The organism is Sulfitobacter sp. AS92, assembly GCF_038900015.1.
In the GTDB taxonomy this organism is placed as follows: domain Bacteria; phylum Pseudomonadota; class Alphaproteobacteria; order Rhodobacterales; family Rhodobacteraceae; genus Sulfitobacter.
In genome coordinates this window covers 52,472-68,417 of record NZ_JBBMQL010000002.1, presented here as the reverse complement: position 1 = coordinate 68,417, position 15,946 = coordinate 52,472, and the positions used below count along the sequence as shown (strand labels likewise).

The following is a 15,946-nucleotide window of genomic DNA, read 5'->3' as shown; positions in this document are numbered from 1 at the left end:
GTCCGTGGGGAAGGCTTGCAACTGCTGCGCCCATTGGACAGTCTGAAGAGAAATGATTGGAGGATCCCATTATGCTTGGCCAGATGATGACGCAGCCGCTGCTGATCTCGAGCCTGATTGCCCATGCCGAACGCTATCATCCTGAAGGCGAGATCATCTCGGTTTCTACCACCGGCGGGGTTGAGGAAACCAGCTGGGGAGAAGTGGCCAAGAACGCCCGGCGCTTGGGGTCGGCACTGACGGGTCTGGGGCTGTCGCCTCAAGCGCGCTGCGGGACAATCGCGTGGAACAATCGGCGGCATTTGGAAATCTACTTCGGCACTTCTGGCGCGGGGTTCATCTGCCATACGATCAACCCAAGGCTCTTTCCCGATCAACTGGTCTATATCCTCAATCATGCTGCTGATGAGGTGTTGTTCATCGACAAGACCTTTGTGCCGCTGGTCGCAGCGATCCGCGATAAGATGGAGCACCTTAAGCACCTCGTGCTGATGTCTGGCCCCGACGCAGAAGCCGCTAAGGCGCTGCCGGGGCTGTTGTTTTATGATGAATTGGTCGCGTCAGGTGACGCGGGTTTCGCCTGGCCAGATCTGGATGAGAATACGGCGTCGAGCCTGTGCTACACCTCGGGCACAACGGGCAACCCCAAGGGTGTGCTCTATTCCCACCGCTCGACCGTGCTGCACTCCTTCGGCATCAACATGGCCGACAGTATCGCCATTTCCGCGCGGGATATCGTGATGGCCGTGGTGCCGATGTTCCATGTCAATGCTTGGGGGTCGCCCTATGCCAGCGCCATGACCGGCGCGCGGATGGTGCTGCCGGGGCCGAACCTTGATGGCGCTTCGCTGGTGGGGCTGATTGACAAGTACAAAGTGTCCCTCGCGCTTGGTGTGCCGACGATCTGGCAAGGGCTATTGGCGGCGGCCAAGAAGTCGGGCAGCGAACTGACGAGCCTGGAACGCACCGTCGTGGGTGGCTCGGCCTGTCCGCCATCGATGATCAAAACCTTCCGCGAAGATTATGGTGTTGAAACGATCCACGCATGGGGCATGACCGAGATGTCGCCTGTCGGCACGGTGAACAAACCGCTGGCAAAACATGGCGATCTGCCCGAGGCGCAGCAGCACAAACTGCGTGAGAACCAAGGCCGCCCGGTCTTTGGCGTAGAGCTTGAGATCTGGGACGATAAGGGCAACCCGTTGCCGCAGGACGGGAAAACGCAAGGCGCGCTGGTCACACGCGGGCACTGGATTTTGGACGCCTATTACCGATCTGACCGCGATAGCACCCTGCGCGATGGTTGGTTCGATACCGGTGATATCGCGACGATGGACAAGGACGGATACGTCACCATCTGCGACCGGGCGAAGGACATCATCAAGTCTGGTGGCGAGTGGATCAGCTCTGTTGAGCTGGAAAATATCGCAATTGCCCATCCCGATTTGGCCGATGCCGCCGTCATCGGCGCGACCCATCCCAAATGGGACGAGCGCCCGGTTTTGATCGCGGTCAAAGCCGAAGGGGCGGATCCGTCCGAGGCCGACATTCTCGAAGTATTCGAGGATCAGGTCGCAAAATGGCAGGTGCCCGACCGGGTGATCTTTGCAGAGGCGCTGCCACGCAATGCAACGGGCAAAGTCCTTAAGCGCGATCTCAGGGATCAATTTGGCGATGTGCTACTGCAAGGCGAAAGCTGAGGCAGAGCGGCCCCGGTCTTCGGACCGGGGCGTTTTTTCTAGGCTGTCGATTATGCCGAGCGGCGCAGCTCGCTGTTCGCCAGAGGCCGCGGCAGGGTGAGCCGGAAAGTGCTGCCGACATCGACTTCGCTCTCAAGCGAAAGCCCGCCACCGTGCAGCGTCGCCAGTTGTTCGGCAATCGCCAGTCCTAAACCCAGGCCGCCATTCTCTCGCGACATGGAGCCGTCAACCTGTTGGAAACGTAAGAAAACCCGTTTGATGTTTTCTGTGGAAATACCGCAGCCTGTATCGGTCACGGAAAAGGTGATCTCTTCGGCGGTTTGATGCATTTTAAGGTGAATATTGCCGCTGCGGGTGAACTTGATCGCATTTGAAATCAGGTTGTAGAGGATCTGCCGCAGGCGAACCGGGTCGGCGTTGGCTGTGGCGGTGCCGTTGTCGTCGTAGGTGAGGGTCAGCCCCTTTGCCTCGGCATCGGGACGCAGATCATCGGCGACGGATCGGGCGATGTCGCTGGCCTCAATCTCTTGCAGGTCCAATTCCATCTTGCCACGCGCAACCTTGGTCCAATCGAGCAAGTCTTCGACGAGACGCAGCATATGCTTTGACGATCCCGCAATGCCGCCCGCCTGATCAGAGACGAAATCCTGAAATTCATTAACGCTTGAACGAATGTCTGGCGTTGCATTCGGGCTGTTGGTCAGGGCGGTCTGCATGCGCCGCGCCTGCGGTAGTTTTTCTGAATGCTGGAGAAAGGACGCCCGGCCTGAAATTACCGTAAGCGGTGTGCGTAGCTCGTGGCTGACGTTGTTGAGGAACTCAGTCTTTTCTCGATCTGCCGCTTTGGCCGCGTCCAGCGCGCGTTTTTCGGTGGTCACATCGGTCCAAATGCCAACGGTATAGCCGTGCGGTGTGCGCGATTCAGTCACCTTAAGCCAGAAGTTGTCGGAAACCTCTAGGTTAAAGGTGCCCGTCGGGTTGCGGAACCGCGCGAGGCGCTTGGCGATCCATTTCTCGCGTTCTTCGATGTTTTCAGGGTGCTGATGGCGCGCGACCCAATGGCGCAATAGCTCTTCGATGGTCTTGCCGGGGACAAGAAGATCGGCAATCTCGGGATGGTACTCAAGGAATTTGCTGTTCACAGTGACCAGCCGCTCCTTTTCATCAAAGGCGATAAATCCTTCTTGGATCGAGCCGATGCCCTCAGCCAAAAGCGCGTGCGCTTCCTGCTTTTTCAGCGTCACCCGGCGGAACGCCCAAAGGCCTGCCATCAGCGCGATGGTGGCAACCAGCGCGAAGGCGACGAGGTAAGGACTTTGCGGGGCATAGGGGGGCAGGCCGTTGACCGGGCTTGCGGTGGCTTCCCATGTCTTGCCCAAAAGTTCAAACCGCGTGCGGACCGGCGAGCCGGGGTCTGTTGCTTCGGGCTTAATCTCAGGGGGCAATATGCCGGTCGGAAAGGCTTGGAGGCTGTAGATGTAGTCAGCAGCCTGATGCGGGTTTTGATGCGGTTCAAACAGCCGGTCAGGCTGAAACACGATCGACATCACCCCCCAAAAGTGCGGCGCGCCAAGGCCGATAGGGCGTTCAAACACCGGATAGTGCATGATGTAGCCCTTACCCCCTTGAACCAGATCAAGCGGGCCTTCGATGGTCGGGCTTTGGCGTCGATAGGCATTGGCGACACCCGACAACTGGGCTGGAATATTCTTGTATTCTAGCCCAATAATTTCGCCATTCGGGGCTTTGGGGTAGCTTTGCGTGATCTTCAAATCCGGGGCGAGGGCAAAAGCCTGAATGCCGGGATTACGCCCGCGTAACTCTTTCACCAACAATTCGATTTTTTTGTCTTTGAATGCCTCGCCGGACAGCAAGATATTCTCGATGTTCTTGGTAACTAATATGGTTTCTTGGAACTGATGTTGTACCTGATTGCTGACTTCATGCAGCGCTTGCCGCGCATCCTGACGGATGCTTGCGATATGTTGCTCGTAATCGAGTTTAACAATCGAATAGCTGATTCCGGCGACGCAGCACAGCACGATGAAATTGACGATGATATACGCCTTCGATGTCGCGTAGTCCCGAAACGTGTTTGCCACGCTTTTATCCTTTGCCTCGGGCGCATCTAACATCGTTGGGCCAGCTGCGCGTAAGTTACTTCCCTGTTGAGCGCTACCTTTCTAGGGAATCATGGCAAAATTCGGACATCAGTAGACTTTTTATACGGATGACCTAAGGGAAGCCATCGGACCTCGCGAGGTCCGACCCATCGCCATTGCTGGGGCTGTAAATCGGCGTGGAGCGGGTAACGAGAATCGAACTCGTAACTAAAGCTTGGGAAGAAACCTGCAAACCTAAAGAAAAAAGGGGATTCAATAGCAATTCTGGGAGATTTTCTGGGGCTGCGCTTGCAATTATGACTTATATCGGTTCCGACGGAGGTCGCTTGTTTCGCTTGCTGGATCTTCTCTTCTTTTTCCGCGGGAGGGGCGAAGTGTCTTCTGCCTTCGCGATGTGGCGGGGACGTGTTTTTTTCTTTCTGGTTGAGATAGGTTGAAGCGGTGTGGGCGGTCCTTTTCGGTCTTGATGGTTATAAATTGGCTCTGTGCGTTTCTCCCAAATAGGAAACGTTACAGTGAATCTTGTATCTCGGAAATCACCCCGGTTTGTAGTGACAACTTCCCCAAATTGCTCGCAAGTAATCGAACCCTTAAATCGTCGAGTAAGTGATTTTGCCAGAAATAGACCAAAGCCAGTACCATTACTTTCAAGCCGCTTTGCCGCTACGCTACGGAAACCCTTCTCAAAAATTGCTTCAAGTTCATCTCTATCGATAATTGGGCCGAGCGAAGTTATCGTGGCTAGAATAGTGTCATCGCTCTCATGCAAAGAGACCGAAATTTGATGGTTTGAAGGTGAATATTTGAGTGCGTTGTCTACAACAATGTATGCAATGATCTCCGCGCAGTCAGGCCCAATGGTTAGGCTGTGTGACGATCCAGTAATAGCAAGATCTATATTCCTAGATTTGCAACCGGGTTGGAAACTTTTTACAACTTTGTCAAACTTGCGATAAATAGGGACTCGGTCTTCTTCCAGCAATACGTCCTTACTTTCGGCAAGATCTAGAATGTCGGTCCGCATACTTAGCATGGCCTGCGCAGCCAAAGTGTTGTCTATTTTCGTAGCAGCCTCGCCGCTGTCGCCATCAAAAATGGCCTTTTTTGTTGCTACTGCATTCTGATAAATTGAATTGGAAAACCTCCTTAGATCATGGATCAAAAGAGATATTTCGTCTCGTATACGATCTCTATTCTTCTGCTCATCTTCCACAAGGCTTTCAATATACTTCTCAAAGTCCGGTTTGGAAAATGGCTGCGCGGAGCTGCCGGTCCGCCTTGCGTTCGAACCCGTCGGTAAAATAGCGAGGAAGCGTATCAGCCCGATTTCTTCACTCTTGTGAACAAACATCCAGTAACCAAAGTCGATTGGATGCCAGCCTGGCCTTGTCTGCTTTGCATAAGCTTTGATCTTCGCAAGCCCGCCTAGATCGGTCGGAAGCTTAAACAGTTGTCCGTCAGAAAAAACATAGTGGTCAGGAGAGCCCTGGATGCACGGAAAAATAGCATGGTCAATCATTTAGGACAGCGCTGCGAATATTGCAGATGAAGCGAGGTTGAGGATGATCGTTTTTGCGGAAGCAGGGAAGTGTTCTTCATTGATTACATGACGAAGCAAATTTAAGTTCGGTGATTGTGCGGTAATTGAGTTTACATAGGCGTCTTCAAGCACCAAAATTGATCTGGTGTCGACGTCTTCGGCAATCAAAGCTGCTCTTGTTCTCAACCAGACGGTTTTTGGGTCAGTTGCATGTGATATTAAGCTATCTAGTTTTTCCACCCAACTCTCAATTTCGGAGTCTTTCTTAATAAAGGTATCTGCATGCTGCTTAGCTTTTTGCGCTTGGGTGGAAGTTGCGCTCGAGCCAGAATAGGCTGCTATATACTTTGACGGGTAATTGCGACGTATTTCCTTTATTAAGGATGCACCTTGAGCGTCGGTATCAAAGAACATTCCTACGTTCATGAGGTCACATAAGATAATCGGAAAGCTCTCAATTTCGTCCAGCTTCTTAACGTCGCCCACTTCTTTGATGTCGTAGCCATAATTCCGAAGGTTTGCACCGGCCTCAAATGACTGATCGTCTATGACAGCAATCTTGACTTTCTGACGCTTGTTCTGCTGGATCGGCGGCTTAAAACCATGGTATGTACGAACATCTATGTCACCGCAGACTTTATAGCTATTTAATGCCATCCGGCGCACTGCTTCTATCATCTCAATGTCATCGTCTTTTTGTGAGGGGCGGGTTTTTGCTTGTTACTGAAGGGATACTGTGCATTTAGCATCATTGGCAACCCTTTTGGATCATTTGGCTTTCAACTTGCTTGGTGTTGCGAACTCTTAAGTTTTTGGTCGGGCGGCTAGCGATTTGAGCCATTGGAGGCGCTAGGTTGTCTTGCGTGAAATTTTTTCCAATGGGGTATACTGATCAAATTGTCCGTCGCATCGGGATAGACTTGTAGCTACGGGAACTAGGGCAAATTCCTCCCTAATTGCGGCCCTAGGGAGCAAGTTGATGGCATGACCGAAAACCCATCCAGTGCATCCCGCAGATCACTTGTCAAAACATGCGCATAGCGGCTGGTCGTTTCGATGTTGGTGTGCCCCAGCAGCTTGGAGACTAAGCTAATGTTCTGCGTTTTCCGCAGCATCCTGGTCGCGAAGGTGTGCCGTAGGTCGTGAAATCTGAAGTTATCGATCTCGGCATCCAGCAGCGCCTTGCGCCAGACGGTCCCGAATACACCACCGCTAGCGACGATCTGGATCCGCTCGGCCGAGTGGCCGTCGACACGGGTGAACACGTAGCGACGGCTCTCCATCACGTTTGATTTGGGGAGGGCAGAGAGCAATGCGGCTAGCTCGCCGTTGATCGGGAAGATCATCAGCTCATCGCCCTTCAGGCGAAACGTGATCTCACGGTGAGTCATGTCTACGTCCCGCCATAGCAAGCCAGTGATTGTGCTGATACGAGCGCCGGTCATCAGCGCGAAAGCGACCATCGGGTGAAACTCCTGGGGCAGGGCGGCGAACAGTCTGGTCTGTTCATCTGTCGTCAGCTCGCGCACGCGTTCCCGCGGTTCTTTCGTCTCGGCCACTTTGAAATCGATCTGCGGAACATCGCATTTGTAGATCTTGCCCATGTACCGGATCGCGCGGCCCAGCATCTGCAGGTGGCGGTTCACGGTGCTATTGGCGCAAGTGGCGCGATGCTTTGCGGCGTACTGGATGATGTCGGCATCGGTCAGCTTGGAGATGCGCTTCTTGCCGTCCATGTGCGAGAGAATGATGCGAGCTTGGCTTTTTGTGGTGCTTTCAGAGGGCAGGCCGACGATCTTGTCATTGATGTAGGTGCCTAGCGCTTCAGACAGCGTGTAGTCGGTACCCCGGGCAGCATTTCGCCTGGCGTCAGCCCGGATGGCTGCCTCTATCGCTTTGGCTTCCTCATAGACTTCCGTCCCACAAGAGCCTCGAAGGCGATCACCCCTGACGACGATGTCGTACTGATAGATGCGGGTCTTTTTGGTTCTGAATGGCATTCTGTTTTGGCCTCGATGTACTCTTCCAAATCGTCTGCGCGATAGCGGATCGCCCCCTTGGCGACCTTCACGTACTTTAGCCCGTGACGGCGGCATTCTTGCAAGGTCTTTGTGCAGACCCCTAAATAGCTTGCGGCTTCTATCGGCTTGAGTAGTGGCTGAGGCATTTTAGATTTCCTCATCTGTAGGGACGGCACGAATGGCCCGGTCTTTTTCTTCAGTCATGACCAAACCTTTTCTGGCCGGGTCTAGCGTCCTGCGGTTTGGAGTTTAGCGCGTCCTCGTCCTCGCGCTCATCAAAGGCCTGCAACGCGGCGGGCGAAATCGCCTCCATCCAACGCTCGCATTTTTCCCATGCCGCTTCTGTCGCAAAGCTGTTGTGCTTGCGAATGGCTGAGCGCAGCTCGTCAAAGTCACGACGGATCGTGGCGTATTTTACTTTGCCGAAGCGGGGTTCAGTCATTGGCGGCCCTTCCTTTCAGCGACTCTTGGGAAAAGCTGGGCGCCATCTTCGAAGCCTGCGGCATAGGCGTCCATAATCAGACGGTATCGGTCCTTCGCGTTGATCCACATGCGCAGGCCGCAGGCAAAAAGCGCTCCGGAACCGGCGAAGAGGCCGCTGGCTGAGAACGCAACCAATGCAAAGTTCAACAGGTTTTCCATCATCGTGCTCCTTCGAGAGCGATTTTGAAATTAGTGGCCGAAGGGCGCGCGAAACTCATTGATTACCTCCGTTCGCTTTCACTGCGGTGAACGGCCAGTGCTTGTCCTCGGATAGCGCTCGATCGCGCAAGGCTCGCGCCTGAGCGCGGGTACCAACCCAGGCATAATCAGTGCCCTGGGTCCGACCGGAACCGGACAGATGAAGATATTCATTTGTGTTAGGATTTCTGAAGCGCACACGGTTCTTCGGAACGCCTTCGTAGTTCGACTTCAGTTTGGGGCTGCCGATGGTAACCTGCGTCATGCGACGGCCCTCCACAACAGGCCGGCGAGGGCTGCGGATTTCAGCACTCCAGTTAACATGGGTGTGGCAAGATGGAATGCATGATCAATCAGGTGCATTACAGCCCCTTCTTCATGATGTCTGGAAGCCAACTGTCGATCGCCGCAACCTCGGCGCGGCTCAAACCCAAGGCCTCCTGCGTGCTGGCGTCGTTGAATAGCTTCTCCAGTTCTTTGCGTTTTTCGCCCACCTTCAGCTTGGCGAACCGGTCCATCTGATCTTCCCGCTCATCGGTCACCACGAGCTCACGCCAAATGCTGTCGAGGGCCTCTGATCGGCAGGCATTGAAAAGGCTTTCCGCCGTTGGAGTCCAAATGCTGCGCGGGGTAATGTCCAACCTGCGTAGCAGTGCGCGGTTGGCGGGGCTTGCAAATGGTGCGTTCATGGTCCGGGCGAGTAGGGTGGTCAGCACCTGATTACGGTGCTTTTTGCCCTTAGCCATAAAGGCATCGAACTCCTCGTCGAAATTCTCGTGGGACGCTGAGGCCTGTTCATCGTCTTCGCCTGTGACCCGCTTATCGACGGTGAGGCTGTTGGCCACTTCAGGCAGGCTCAGCTGCTCTTCAGCGCGGATGTTGAATGGCCCTGCAAAACTTGGCATCTCGGTCCAGAGTTGAAATGCCAGAAGATCGAGCGCAAGTTCCGGCTGAGAAATCATCCGCGCCTGCAATGCCAACCGTTCGATACGCCGAAGGTCCTCGATCCCGCTTTGGGTAATAGGTGGTTTCGGAGCTACCCTTTCTGCCTCATTGTCATTTGAGCCCGCACTTGAGCCATTGCCCCGGCTGGCGGGTAGATACGCTGAGCTGACCTCCAACTCGCCATTGCGATCTACCATTGCAAAAACGGTTGCGGCTTCGCGCTCCTCATCGTCGTAGTCGCCCAGCATTCGTTGTTCGAGGGTGTCAAACTCCGCTTTCTCTTCCGCGGTGAAGGTCTGGGTCTCGCCCATTTCGCAAAGCTCAGCATGCCGCTTGGCATCTGCTTCAGGCAGCTCGACCGAATGCCGGTATATCCGGCTCATGCCTTCGGTGTGCTGGTAGCCTACCCATGTATCAAAGATCGGAATGACGCGGGCAAAACCTCCGGCCGCCTGAAGATCCTCCGCGGCTTTCTGGAGTTTAATTTGGAATAGCCGATCCACGAGCTCGACATTGTGCAGACGCGACTGATCACTGAAGAGGTCCTCATCCAGCGTTCCGCCTTCAGCCCGGTATAAGTCCAGCCCAATATATCGCACACGGCGATCGGAGGAGGGCAGGTTGCCTTCCATTAACTGATGTCGCAACCGATCGGCTGAATAGCGGTGGTCTGTGGCCAGCTTTAATGCTTCAGCCTCACGTTCATTGCCGCCGGTGACAGTTAGTACCTGGGCGACATCGAGGGTGATTGATCCCGACCGCAAGGCATCGAGTGTCGCCGGGGACAGGCCTGCTAATTTTAGCCGGCGCTGCACGTGCGCTTTAGACTGACCAAAGGCGGCCGCGATCTGATCGGCATCGCTGCCGTGGTCTACCATGGCGGCATAGGCACGTATTTCATCGGCAGGGTGCAATGGGCGCTGCGTCGCGCCTTCGGAGCCTGCCCAGCTGCGGGCCAATGCTGGATCAGTAGTCACATGCACCGGTATCGCGTAAAAATCGATATCGGCGCTGTTCGCGAAATCGCTTCCTTGGGAGCGCAAATGCTCGAGGGCGCGCAGTCGCCGACCGCCAGCAACGACTCCCAGTCTCCCGTCCTCCTCCAGCGCGTTGAGGTTCTGCATCAGGCCGTTCAACGATAACGAGATCGCGAGCGCAGCGATGTCCTCGGGGTCGTGAACCTGGCGAGGGTTGAAGGCATGCAGCGTGAGCTCATCCAGTGGCGCGGTGCGAGTGGTCGACATCGGGGTCTGGTCGGTCATGTTCATTCTCCAGCGGTGTTGCGGTTAAGGCCGAGAAGGTTTCGTAGATCGTGCTGCATGAATTTTCGGCCGCTTCGAAATCCGGCCTCGATGGCCTGCTGCTGCTTTTCGGTGATGTGCTCCAAGAGCTTCACCGCGATGCCCGGGGTGGCAGCAAAGCGCTTGGGGATGTCGAATTCTTCTCCAGCAAACTCGCGGTCCTGGATGCGCCAATTCGGACCATCATTCTGAATGTGGGAATACCGATCGTCGATGTGCACTGGATCAGACACGGCTGGCCTCCTCGGTTAGATGGATTGCGCCCGCAACTCAGTTGCGGCGGGCGGGATGGTGTCGAGGTGCAATCCGAACGGAAGCCGTCCGCGCAGCACCCAAATGTGGAACATGTCGGCCCCATCGATCACATGATCGCGCGGTGGGTAGACCTCGATCGCGGTCGCATCGAGCCCAGCCAGTTCATCCTTGATGCGCTGCATCTCTGGCCATGTTAGGCGCTTGCCTGAAAGGCTGCTGACGGCGAGATGCCTCACGCCTCCCTCAGCCGGTCGGTCGAGGACGCTAAACACCTTGTTACAGTGGGCAGTGGTGATGAAGGCCGCCCAACCGCTCCCGGCCTGTCCTGGCATGAGGGTAAGCGTTTCCCATGGGCCCCATTCGCCGCTTCGGCGGCGCTTTCTCTCGCACGCCAAGAGGGCGGCCTGTTCTTTCTTCGGCAGTCCTCGCATCGCTCTATTCATGGTGCCTCCCATATTGGCTGGGTTTGGATGCGCGGATGCGCTGGAAGTCTCTGTAGAGTTGCGATCCGCGTGGTACGCACGACAGTTTCCATGGGCCGATGTGCAGCGTGAAAATGTGAGACAAGGTCAATCCCACCGTCCACTCTTCAATCTCAATTCTACTCCAGATCATTGTGTCGCCCTTCCTGCGAGCTTGGTTTCTTGCGTCAACACGAGGCGCGCGAGTTCTTTGATCCGGCCTTCATTGACTGGGGTGGCCGCGCCCATCCCGCCAAACGGATTGAGGATGCCGTGACTTTGAGATGCCTTGAGGCCAAGCGTGGACATGATGGCGGGGTCTGACCCGCCATCCGTGTGCAGATAGTGGGCTGTGACGGGGTGCTGCTGGCCGCGCCGGTGTAGGCGACCTGTGAACTGGGTGTGCACTTGGGGTGACCAATCCAGCTCCGCGTAGACGACGTGCGTTGCGCGAAGCTGAAGGCCATCTAATCCAGCCCCCGCCCGCAGCGACATCAACATGATATTAGTTTCGCCGCTGACGAAAGCCGCTTTAGACTGTTTCTTTGCCGCCGCACTTTCGCTTCCGGTGAACATGACTGGGTTAAGGTCGGCGAGGCGTTCGTTCAGAATACGGTACACCTCGCGGTGCCATGCTCCCACTAGAACCGCTTCTCCAGCCTCGGCCAGCGTGCGGACGTAGGCGGCAACAGAGCGGGCCTTGGCGATACCAGTCTCCTGTCGCATAAGCATGTCCAGCTCACGAGCGGCTTGACCCCGATCATGGAAGCTGCCCGATAGGACGCGGTGTGCTAGGAGGCGTTGGAGGTCACGGTCTGATGTGACTGCTCCGTCATCCCAGTCCACCTCGATTACTGTCTTTGAAAGTCGCGGCAGGGTAGACGCGACTTCAGCGTCCTCATGGGTACGACGCAGGGCGATACCCTCCTCTTGAAGGTATGCCCCTAGCGCTTCTGGTTCCTTAACGATCCAATGGGCCCCATGCGTGGTGCACCAGTTGATCTGAAATTCCATCCAAGACCCAAGCGCACCGGGTGCTATGCACTCAACCAAGTTGAAGATTTCTGAGCCATAGTTGTAGATCGGCGTAGCAGTGAGCCCCATGCGGTTTTTTACCGCGTTGCAGATGGCAGCTGCTGCCCGCCCTTTGTCCGTGGCAGTCCCATGGCGCAGCTCTTGGATTTCATCGAAGATAACGGTCTTGATTCCCAAGGGGTCAAACATGTCCACCCAAGCACTGATGTTGCTGTAGCGGAAAACGTAGATATCAGCGGGTGGCAAAGCACGAACCTTGCGATCCTTTACCTCAATAGCTCGTAGATGAGTGAAGCGCTGGATGTAGTCGATCACCCATTGGGCTGAGAGGTGGGGCTGCACGACGACTGCGGCTGGGAGGCCCCAGCCGTCGGAGATTGATGCAAGCGCTGATACCGTTTTACCTAGACCTACATCATCCAGAAGCAGCAACCGGCCTGTGGCGCGTAGCATTTCAGCGGCTCGGCGCTGGTAAGGCATCGCAGCCTCGCCATCTTTAAAGCCGGGCCGCTCTGGGGCGACGTAGGCCACATCACGCAACGCGTCCATCTGGGATTGTCCCTGCGTGTAATTGCGCACGCCTGTCGAAAGACTGCACTCCGTCTCTTGATCCATTTCCAGCGGAAAGCGCTGCATAAACCAGTCGAGGTCGGCGGCTATATCGGGCCGATCCTTTAGGTGAAACGGCGGAACAGTTCCGGTGGGGATGCCTTTAAAGACATCCTTGAACCGAATAGAAACGTGGGGCTGAAGGTCTGTCACGACCCACCCGGTTTCGACCCTGTGTAGGCGACCGTTGGTCATAGCCATCCTTTCGAAAGATCAGCGATGATCAGGGGCTTGCCGCCAACTTCAGAGACATCGGGAAATGCTATCCCAGTGGCCAACACCAAGGCTGCGATTTCGGGCAGGGCAGCGTAGCGCTCCAATTGGCGCCAGATGTCTCGTCGCCGATGGCCGACTTTGACCTCAACGCCGACCTTTCCGCTCAGTATGTCGATCCGCTCAGACGGTGTGATGCGCGCTTCATTCACGTGCTCTATCCCGGCATCAGTCATTGCCGTGCTGATTGCCCGATGTGCCGCCGCCTCAGTCGTCAAGTTGATACGGGCGCGATTGATCGCGGTAACGATGCGCCGTGCAAGGATGGCTGGTTCAGTCACGTGGCCTCCGCGTAGGAATGTGTGAAATGACTCGTCTTGATCAGCAGGCGCCACAGTGAGGCGTGATCTGGATTTGTGCTATCGCGGTGCTTGCAGCAGTGGCGATGCTGGCCAGTAAGGCGGCGAGCAGCATGGCGCAGAGGAAAACAATCAGATACGCAGGCCAGCGTCGGGATTGTGTTCTCCGCGTGGGTTCATGGAGCCAAGGTCCACTGCCGTCGAGCCCGCGGAGTTTCTCAAGAGAAAATGGGTGCTGGTCCTGCATTGCTTCGTTCTCCAATGTTTCTGTATTGTTCGGTGACGCAGGCGTGTTCATGCCGCTGACTTATCGAGGGTTTCGCGCAGCTCTTTCACGCGGTGTGCGTCCTCGCCGTTTCGATCGAGGATCAGGATCGTCGCACAGGCAGCGATTACGGCGGCGTCGGAATGCTGGCAGCAGTCAGCAACAATGCCGCGCGCGTGGGCGAGGTCGGTCTCATCCTTGGTCAGCATTAGAACAATCCTTTCTGGGTATCGTCGCCCGGTCGGATGATCGCCACGGTTTCAAGAATGAGGTGCTGCGCGCCGGTGCTTTCAGCCAGCTGGCTAGCTGGTCTCGCAGCATCGTCGAAGGTGCTGTAGCGTTGACGCGGCTCAGTCCGTGCAACGGGGCCAGTTGGTTTGCGGCAGATCATCCAGAAGCGGGCGAATTTAGGCAGTTCTGACATCACGCCACCTTCTGGGGCGTAGCCGCGGTTCCGGCGACGCAAAGCGCGGCGGCAGGCTCTTTTGGGCAGGTTGGCTGTATCAGCACAGTGACTTCGCCCGGGTAGCTTTGGTGGATCACTCCGTGGCAAAGCTTGCGATCGCAGCGCAAATGGTTCCGCCACTTCGCAATGTGAAAGCTGCCATGCATGAGCGCGATTGGTTCGTTTCGGTGGGGTGTGTCGATGCTGAAGCCCGCGGCCCGTGCCGTGTTTATTGCCGCATCAAGGTCGGGGAACGAAAGCCTCATGCTGCATCCCCGCCGCTGGTCTGAGCAACATGATGGCGAATGCGCTCACGGAGGCGTTCCGCTCGGCAGTCGAAGTCGGCCAACACTTGGTTCAGAGCTTTGGTCTCGACGATATGGGCCGGTCGGCCAAGGCGGTTGAGATCAACGCGCTTGCCGCGCTCGGCCATGAGGATTTCCCACGCGCAGGCGATGATCGTTGGGCGGCTGTGGAAGTGATCGGGGTTAGTGACAACCGCGCGGGCGGTTTCGGTGTTGCTGGCTTGCATGGTCATCTCCAGTACCGGGTTGGTGTGGAGGGACGTTATTGGGGACAAAAATCCCTGTCAAGGAGAAAGGGGATTAATGTCCCCAATAAGGGATGCTTTGGAAAGCTACACTATGCTATACAACCCCCACCGGCCCGGCAGCGGGCAAAGAAAAACCCGCCACTGGGGCGGGTACTGGTGGGCTGGCGAGGTCGGATTATGCGGCGCTACCCGGCGTTCAGTAGCGCTTGTAATTTATCCTGATAAGTAAGCAGTGCAGCAATAACTGCTAACGCGGCCAAAACAGCCGACACGATGAACCCTTTGGAGGGCAGGTGGTCTACTTTGACCTCCAAGCCCTTCAGCCGGTCTCTCACGTCCTTCATGTCTCCGCGCAGGTCTGTCACGTCCCGCTGCACGTGGTCCATGGCCGATTCAAGCTTCACAATGCGTTCGATCATACCACCATCGCCTCCTCCATCACCATGTGATAGTTCGTGCTCGCGTTTCAAGAACGAAGTCACCTTATCAAGGTCTTGTTCCCAAACTAATCTCGGTGAATCACTCATCTTCCAATCCACCTATGTCATTGAAAATTGCTACATGAAGCTCTCGCACTTCATCCAAAAGCTGGTCGGCCTTCGTTCCATCACCGTTAAGATTGAATGCTATTCTCAGTATCTTCATATCAGCGCTAGCAAGTCGACTAATCGCTAGCCGGGTTTTGCTAAGCTCGAGTTGGAGCTTCGCTATCTCAAGTTCTACCTTCGTATCCATCACACTCGCCGCGCCATATCCGCCGGCAGATGCATCCGCACCCGCGCAGCCCATTTCAGTTTCACGTCATGCTGGTTGTCAGCGCCCGGGTTCAGCGAGATCAGGTTGAACAGCCCTGGCTCCGATCCGTCGCGTACTTGTTTGACCCACCCCATGCCATCCACATCTTCGCAAACGCAGCGGTGGCCGATAGCTTCAGTTGGCACCCCGTTAGGAGCCTCGCGCGTGTAGAATAGTAGATCGCCAGCAGAGTAAATTGGCTCCATACTGTCACCTTGCACCTCGACAGCAACAACCCCGTGCGGCGATAGCTGCGGTGGGCACTCAACCTGCGGGCCATCGCCTTTAACATAGGCGTCGAACACTGGCACCATAGCGCCAGCGCCCACTGCGCCGGCAATGGCGACTGTGGGGCGTTTCTCAAAATCACCGTTTAGGAACTGGTCAAGAGTGAGGCCTAAGGCCGCAGCCACACGCTGCGCGTCATCAACATTGGTCGATTGCGATTTTCCCTGTTTTACCTTTTTCAATTGCTCGTAAGAAACGCCCGCCCTCTCAGAGATCTGACGGAGGGGCGTTTTCGTGGAGCTTAACGCAGCCGAAAGTGCTTCTGAGAACGTGAGGGCCATGTAGGGACAATATTCCGCTACTGAGGACCAAACTAGGCGACGATTATCCCTTGCGGTGAGGGGATTATTGTCCCTA

General features: G+C 55.8%; 19 protein-coding genes. 1 reads left to right on the top strand and 18 read right to left on the bottom strand.

All coding sequences use genetic code 11. The annotated features are described in order from the left end of the window. The first annotated feature begins 71 nt into the window (after positions 1-71). The gene (locus tag WNY61_RS03500; RefSeq protein ID WP_342850070.1) at positions 72-1,700 is read left to right on the top strand and encodes a long-chain fatty acid--CoA ligase; all 1,629 of its coding nucleotides are present in this window, start codon (positions 72-74) and stop codon (positions 1,698-1,700) included. Between the two features lie 50 nt (positions 1,701-1,750). Here WNY61_RS03500 and WNY61_RS03495 read toward each other — a convergent pair whose 3' ends face one another. The 18 genes from WNY61_RS03495 to WNY61_RS03410 form a co-directional block, all read right to left on the bottom strand. Beyond that, the gene (locus WNY61_RS03495; protein WP_342850069.1) at positions 1,751-3,802 is read right to left on the bottom strand and encodes an ATP-binding protein; all 2,052 of its coding nucleotides are present in this window, start codon (positions 3,800-3,802) and stop codon (positions 1,751-1,753) included. Between the two features lie 322 nt (positions 3,803-4,124). Continuing rightward, positions 4,125-5,342, bottom strand: coding sequence for a HAMP domain-containing sensor histidine kinase (locus WNY61_RS03490; RefSeq protein ID WP_342850068.1), 1,218 nt, complete (start codon positions 5,340-5,342; stop codon positions 4,125-4,127). Then, on the bottom strand, positions 5,343-6,041 hold the full coding sequence (locus WNY61_RS03485) for a hypothetical protein (RefSeq protein ID WP_342850067.1): 699 nt from the start codon (positions 6,039-6,041) through the stop codon (positions 5,343-5,345). It abuts the gene before it with no gap. Positions 6,042-6,298: 257 nt separating this feature from the next. Beyond that, on the bottom strand, positions 6,299-7,363 hold the full coding sequence (locus tag WNY61_RS03480; RefSeq protein WP_342850066.1) for a site-specific integrase: 1,065 nt from the start codon (positions 7,361-7,363) through the stop codon (positions 6,299-6,301). A gap of 217 nt (positions 7,364-7,580) precedes the next feature. Beyond that, on the bottom strand, positions 7,581-7,826 hold the full coding sequence (locus WNY61_RS03475; RefSeq protein ID WP_342850065.1) for a hypothetical protein: 246 nt from the start codon (positions 7,824-7,826) through the stop codon (positions 7,581-7,583). Continuing rightward, on the bottom strand, positions 7,823-8,026 hold the full coding sequence (locus WNY61_RS03470; RefSeq protein ID WP_342850064.1) for a hypothetical protein: 204 nt from the start codon (positions 8,024-8,026) through the stop codon (positions 7,823-7,825). Before WNY61_RS03470 ends, WNY61_RS03475 begins: the two co-directional genes overlap by 4 nt. A 55-nt stretch (positions 8,027-8,081) precedes the next feature. After that, complete coding sequence (locus WNY61_RS03465; protein WP_342850063.1) at positions 8,082-8,330, bottom strand: hypothetical protein; 249 nt, start codon at positions 8,328-8,330, stop codon at positions 8,082-8,084. 97 nt (positions 8,331-8,427) lie between these two features. Then, positions 8,428-10,272: a ParB N-terminal domain-containing protein gene (locus WNY61_RS03460; RefSeq protein WP_342850062.1), complete on the bottom strand. Its 1,845-nt coding sequence runs from the start codon at positions 10,270-10,272 to the stop codon at positions 8,428-8,430. A gap of 2 nt (positions 10,273-10,274) precedes the next feature. After that, the gene (locus WNY61_RS03455) at positions 10,275-10,544 is read right to left on the bottom strand and encodes a hypothetical protein (RefSeq protein ID WP_342850061.1); all 270 of its coding nucleotides are present in this window, start codon (positions 10,542-10,544) and stop codon (positions 10,275-10,277) included. 15 nt (positions 10,545-10,559) lie between these two features. Then, on the bottom strand, positions 10,560-10,802 hold the full coding sequence (locus WNY61_RS03450; protein WP_342850060.1) for a hypothetical protein: 243 nt from the start codon (positions 10,800-10,802) through the stop codon (positions 10,560-10,562). A 375-nt stretch (positions 10,803-11,177) separates the two neighbouring features. Then, positions 11,178-12,866 (bottom strand): DEAD/DEAH box helicase, encoded by a 1,689-nt coding sequence (locus WNY61_RS03445; RefSeq protein ID WP_342850059.1) that lies wholly within the window; start codon positions 12,864-12,866, stop codon positions 11,178-11,180. Continuing rightward, the gene (locus WNY61_RS03440) at positions 12,863-13,225 is read right to left on the bottom strand and encodes a hypothetical protein (RefSeq protein WP_342850058.1); all 363 of its coding nucleotides are present in this window, start codon (positions 13,223-13,225) and stop codon (positions 12,863-12,865) included. The genes WNY61_RS03445 and WNY61_RS03440 overlap by 4 nt, the downstream gene beginning before the upstream one ends. A 312-nt stretch (positions 13,226-13,537) precedes the next feature. Then, entirely contained in the window at positions 13,538-13,717 is a 180-nt protein-coding gene (locus WNY61_RS03435; protein ID WP_342850057.1) for a hypothetical protein, read from the bottom strand. Further along, entirely contained in the window at positions 13,717-13,932 is a 216-nt protein-coding gene (locus tag WNY61_RS03430) for a hypothetical protein (RefSeq protein ID WP_342850056.1), read from the bottom strand. Before WNY61_RS03430 ends, WNY61_RS03435 begins: the two co-directional genes overlap by 1 nt. Positions 13,933-14,215: 283 nt before the next feature. Continuing rightward, positions 14,216-14,485: a hypothetical protein gene (locus tag WNY61_RS03425; RefSeq protein WP_342850055.1), complete on the bottom strand. Its 270-nt coding sequence runs from the start codon at positions 14,483-14,485 to the stop codon at positions 14,216-14,218. Positions 14,486-14,691: 206 nt separating this feature from the next. After that, positions 14,692-15,033 (bottom strand): hypothetical protein, encoded by a 342-nt coding sequence (locus tag WNY61_RS03420; protein ID WP_342850054.1) that lies wholly within the window; start codon positions 15,031-15,033, stop codon positions 14,692-14,694. Further along, complete coding sequence (locus tag WNY61_RS03415; RefSeq protein ID WP_342850053.1) at positions 15,026-15,241, bottom strand: hypothetical protein; 216 nt, start codon at positions 15,239-15,241, stop codon at positions 15,026-15,028. Before WNY61_RS03415 ends, WNY61_RS03420 begins: the two co-directional genes overlap by 8 nt. Continuing rightward, positions 15,241-15,870, bottom strand: a complete 630-nt coding sequence (locus WNY61_RS03410; protein ID WP_342850052.1) for a S24 family peptidase — start codon at positions 15,868-15,870, stop codon at positions 15,241-15,243. Before WNY61_RS03410 ends, WNY61_RS03415 begins: the two co-directional genes overlap by 1 nt. Between the last annotated feature and the right edge of the window lie 76 nt (positions 15,871-15,946).

Excerpts from the sequence above, each read along its gene's own strand:
- WNY61_RS03500 (WP_342850070.1), top strand. The coding sequence starts at position 72 with ATGCTTGGCCAGATGATGACGCAGCCGCTGCTGATCTCGAGCCTGATT.
- WNY61_RS03490 (WP_342850068.1), bottom strand. The coding sequence starts at position 5,342 with ATGATTGACCATGCTATTTTTCCGTGCATCCAGGGCTCTCCTGACCAC.
- WNY61_RS03485 (WP_342850067.1), bottom strand. The coding sequence starts at position 6,041 with ATGATAGAAGCAGTGCGCCGGATGGCATTAAATAGCTATAAAGTCTGC.
- WNY61_RS03480 (WP_342850066.1), bottom strand. The coding sequence starts at position 7,363 with ATGCCATTCAGAACCAAAAAGACCCGCATCTATCAGTACGACATCGTC.
- WNY61_RS03475 (WP_342850065.1), bottom strand. The coding sequence starts at position 7,826 with ATGACTGAACCCCGCTTCGGCAAAGTAAAATACGCCACGATCCGTCGT.
- WNY61_RS03470 (WP_342850064.1), bottom strand. The coding sequence starts at position 8,026 with ATGGAAAACCTGTTGAACTTTGCATTGGTTGCGTTCTCAGCCAGCGGC.
- WNY61_RS03465 (WP_342850063.1), bottom strand. The coding sequence starts at position 8,330 with ATGACGCAGGTTACCATCGGCAGCCCCAAACTGAAGTCGAACTACGAA.
- WNY61_RS03460 (WP_342850062.1), bottom strand. The coding sequence starts at position 10,272 with ATGACCGACCAGACCCCGATGTCGACCACTCGCACCGCGCCACTGGAT.
- WNY61_RS03445 (WP_342850059.1), bottom strand. The coding sequence starts at position 12,866 with ATGACCAACGGTCGCCTACACAGGGTCGAAACCGGGTGGGTCGTGACA.
- WNY61_RS03435 (WP_342850057.1), bottom strand. The coding sequence starts at position 13,717 with ATGCTGACCAAGGATGAGACCGACCTCGCCCACGCGCGCGGCATTGTT.
- WNY61_RS03430 (WP_342850056.1), bottom strand. The coding sequence starts at position 13,932 with ATGTCAGAACTGCCTAAATTCGCCCGCTTCTGGATGATCTGCCGCAAA.
- WNY61_RS03425 (WP_342850055.1), bottom strand. The coding sequence starts at position 14,485 with ATGCAAGCCAGCAACACCGAAACCGCCCGCGCGGTTGTCACTAACCCC.
- WNY61_RS03420 (WP_342850054.1), bottom strand. The coding sequence starts at position 15,033 with ATGAGTGATTCACCGAGATTAGTTTGGGAACAAGACCTTGATAAGGTG.
- WNY61_RS03415 (WP_342850053.1), bottom strand. The coding sequence starts at position 15,241 with ATGGATACGAAGGTAGAACTTGAGATAGCGAAGCTCCAACTCGAGCTT.
- WNY61_RS03410 (WP_342850052.1), bottom strand. The coding sequence starts at position 15,870 with ATGGCCCTCACGTTCTCAGAAGCACTTTCGGCTGCGTTAAGCTCCACG.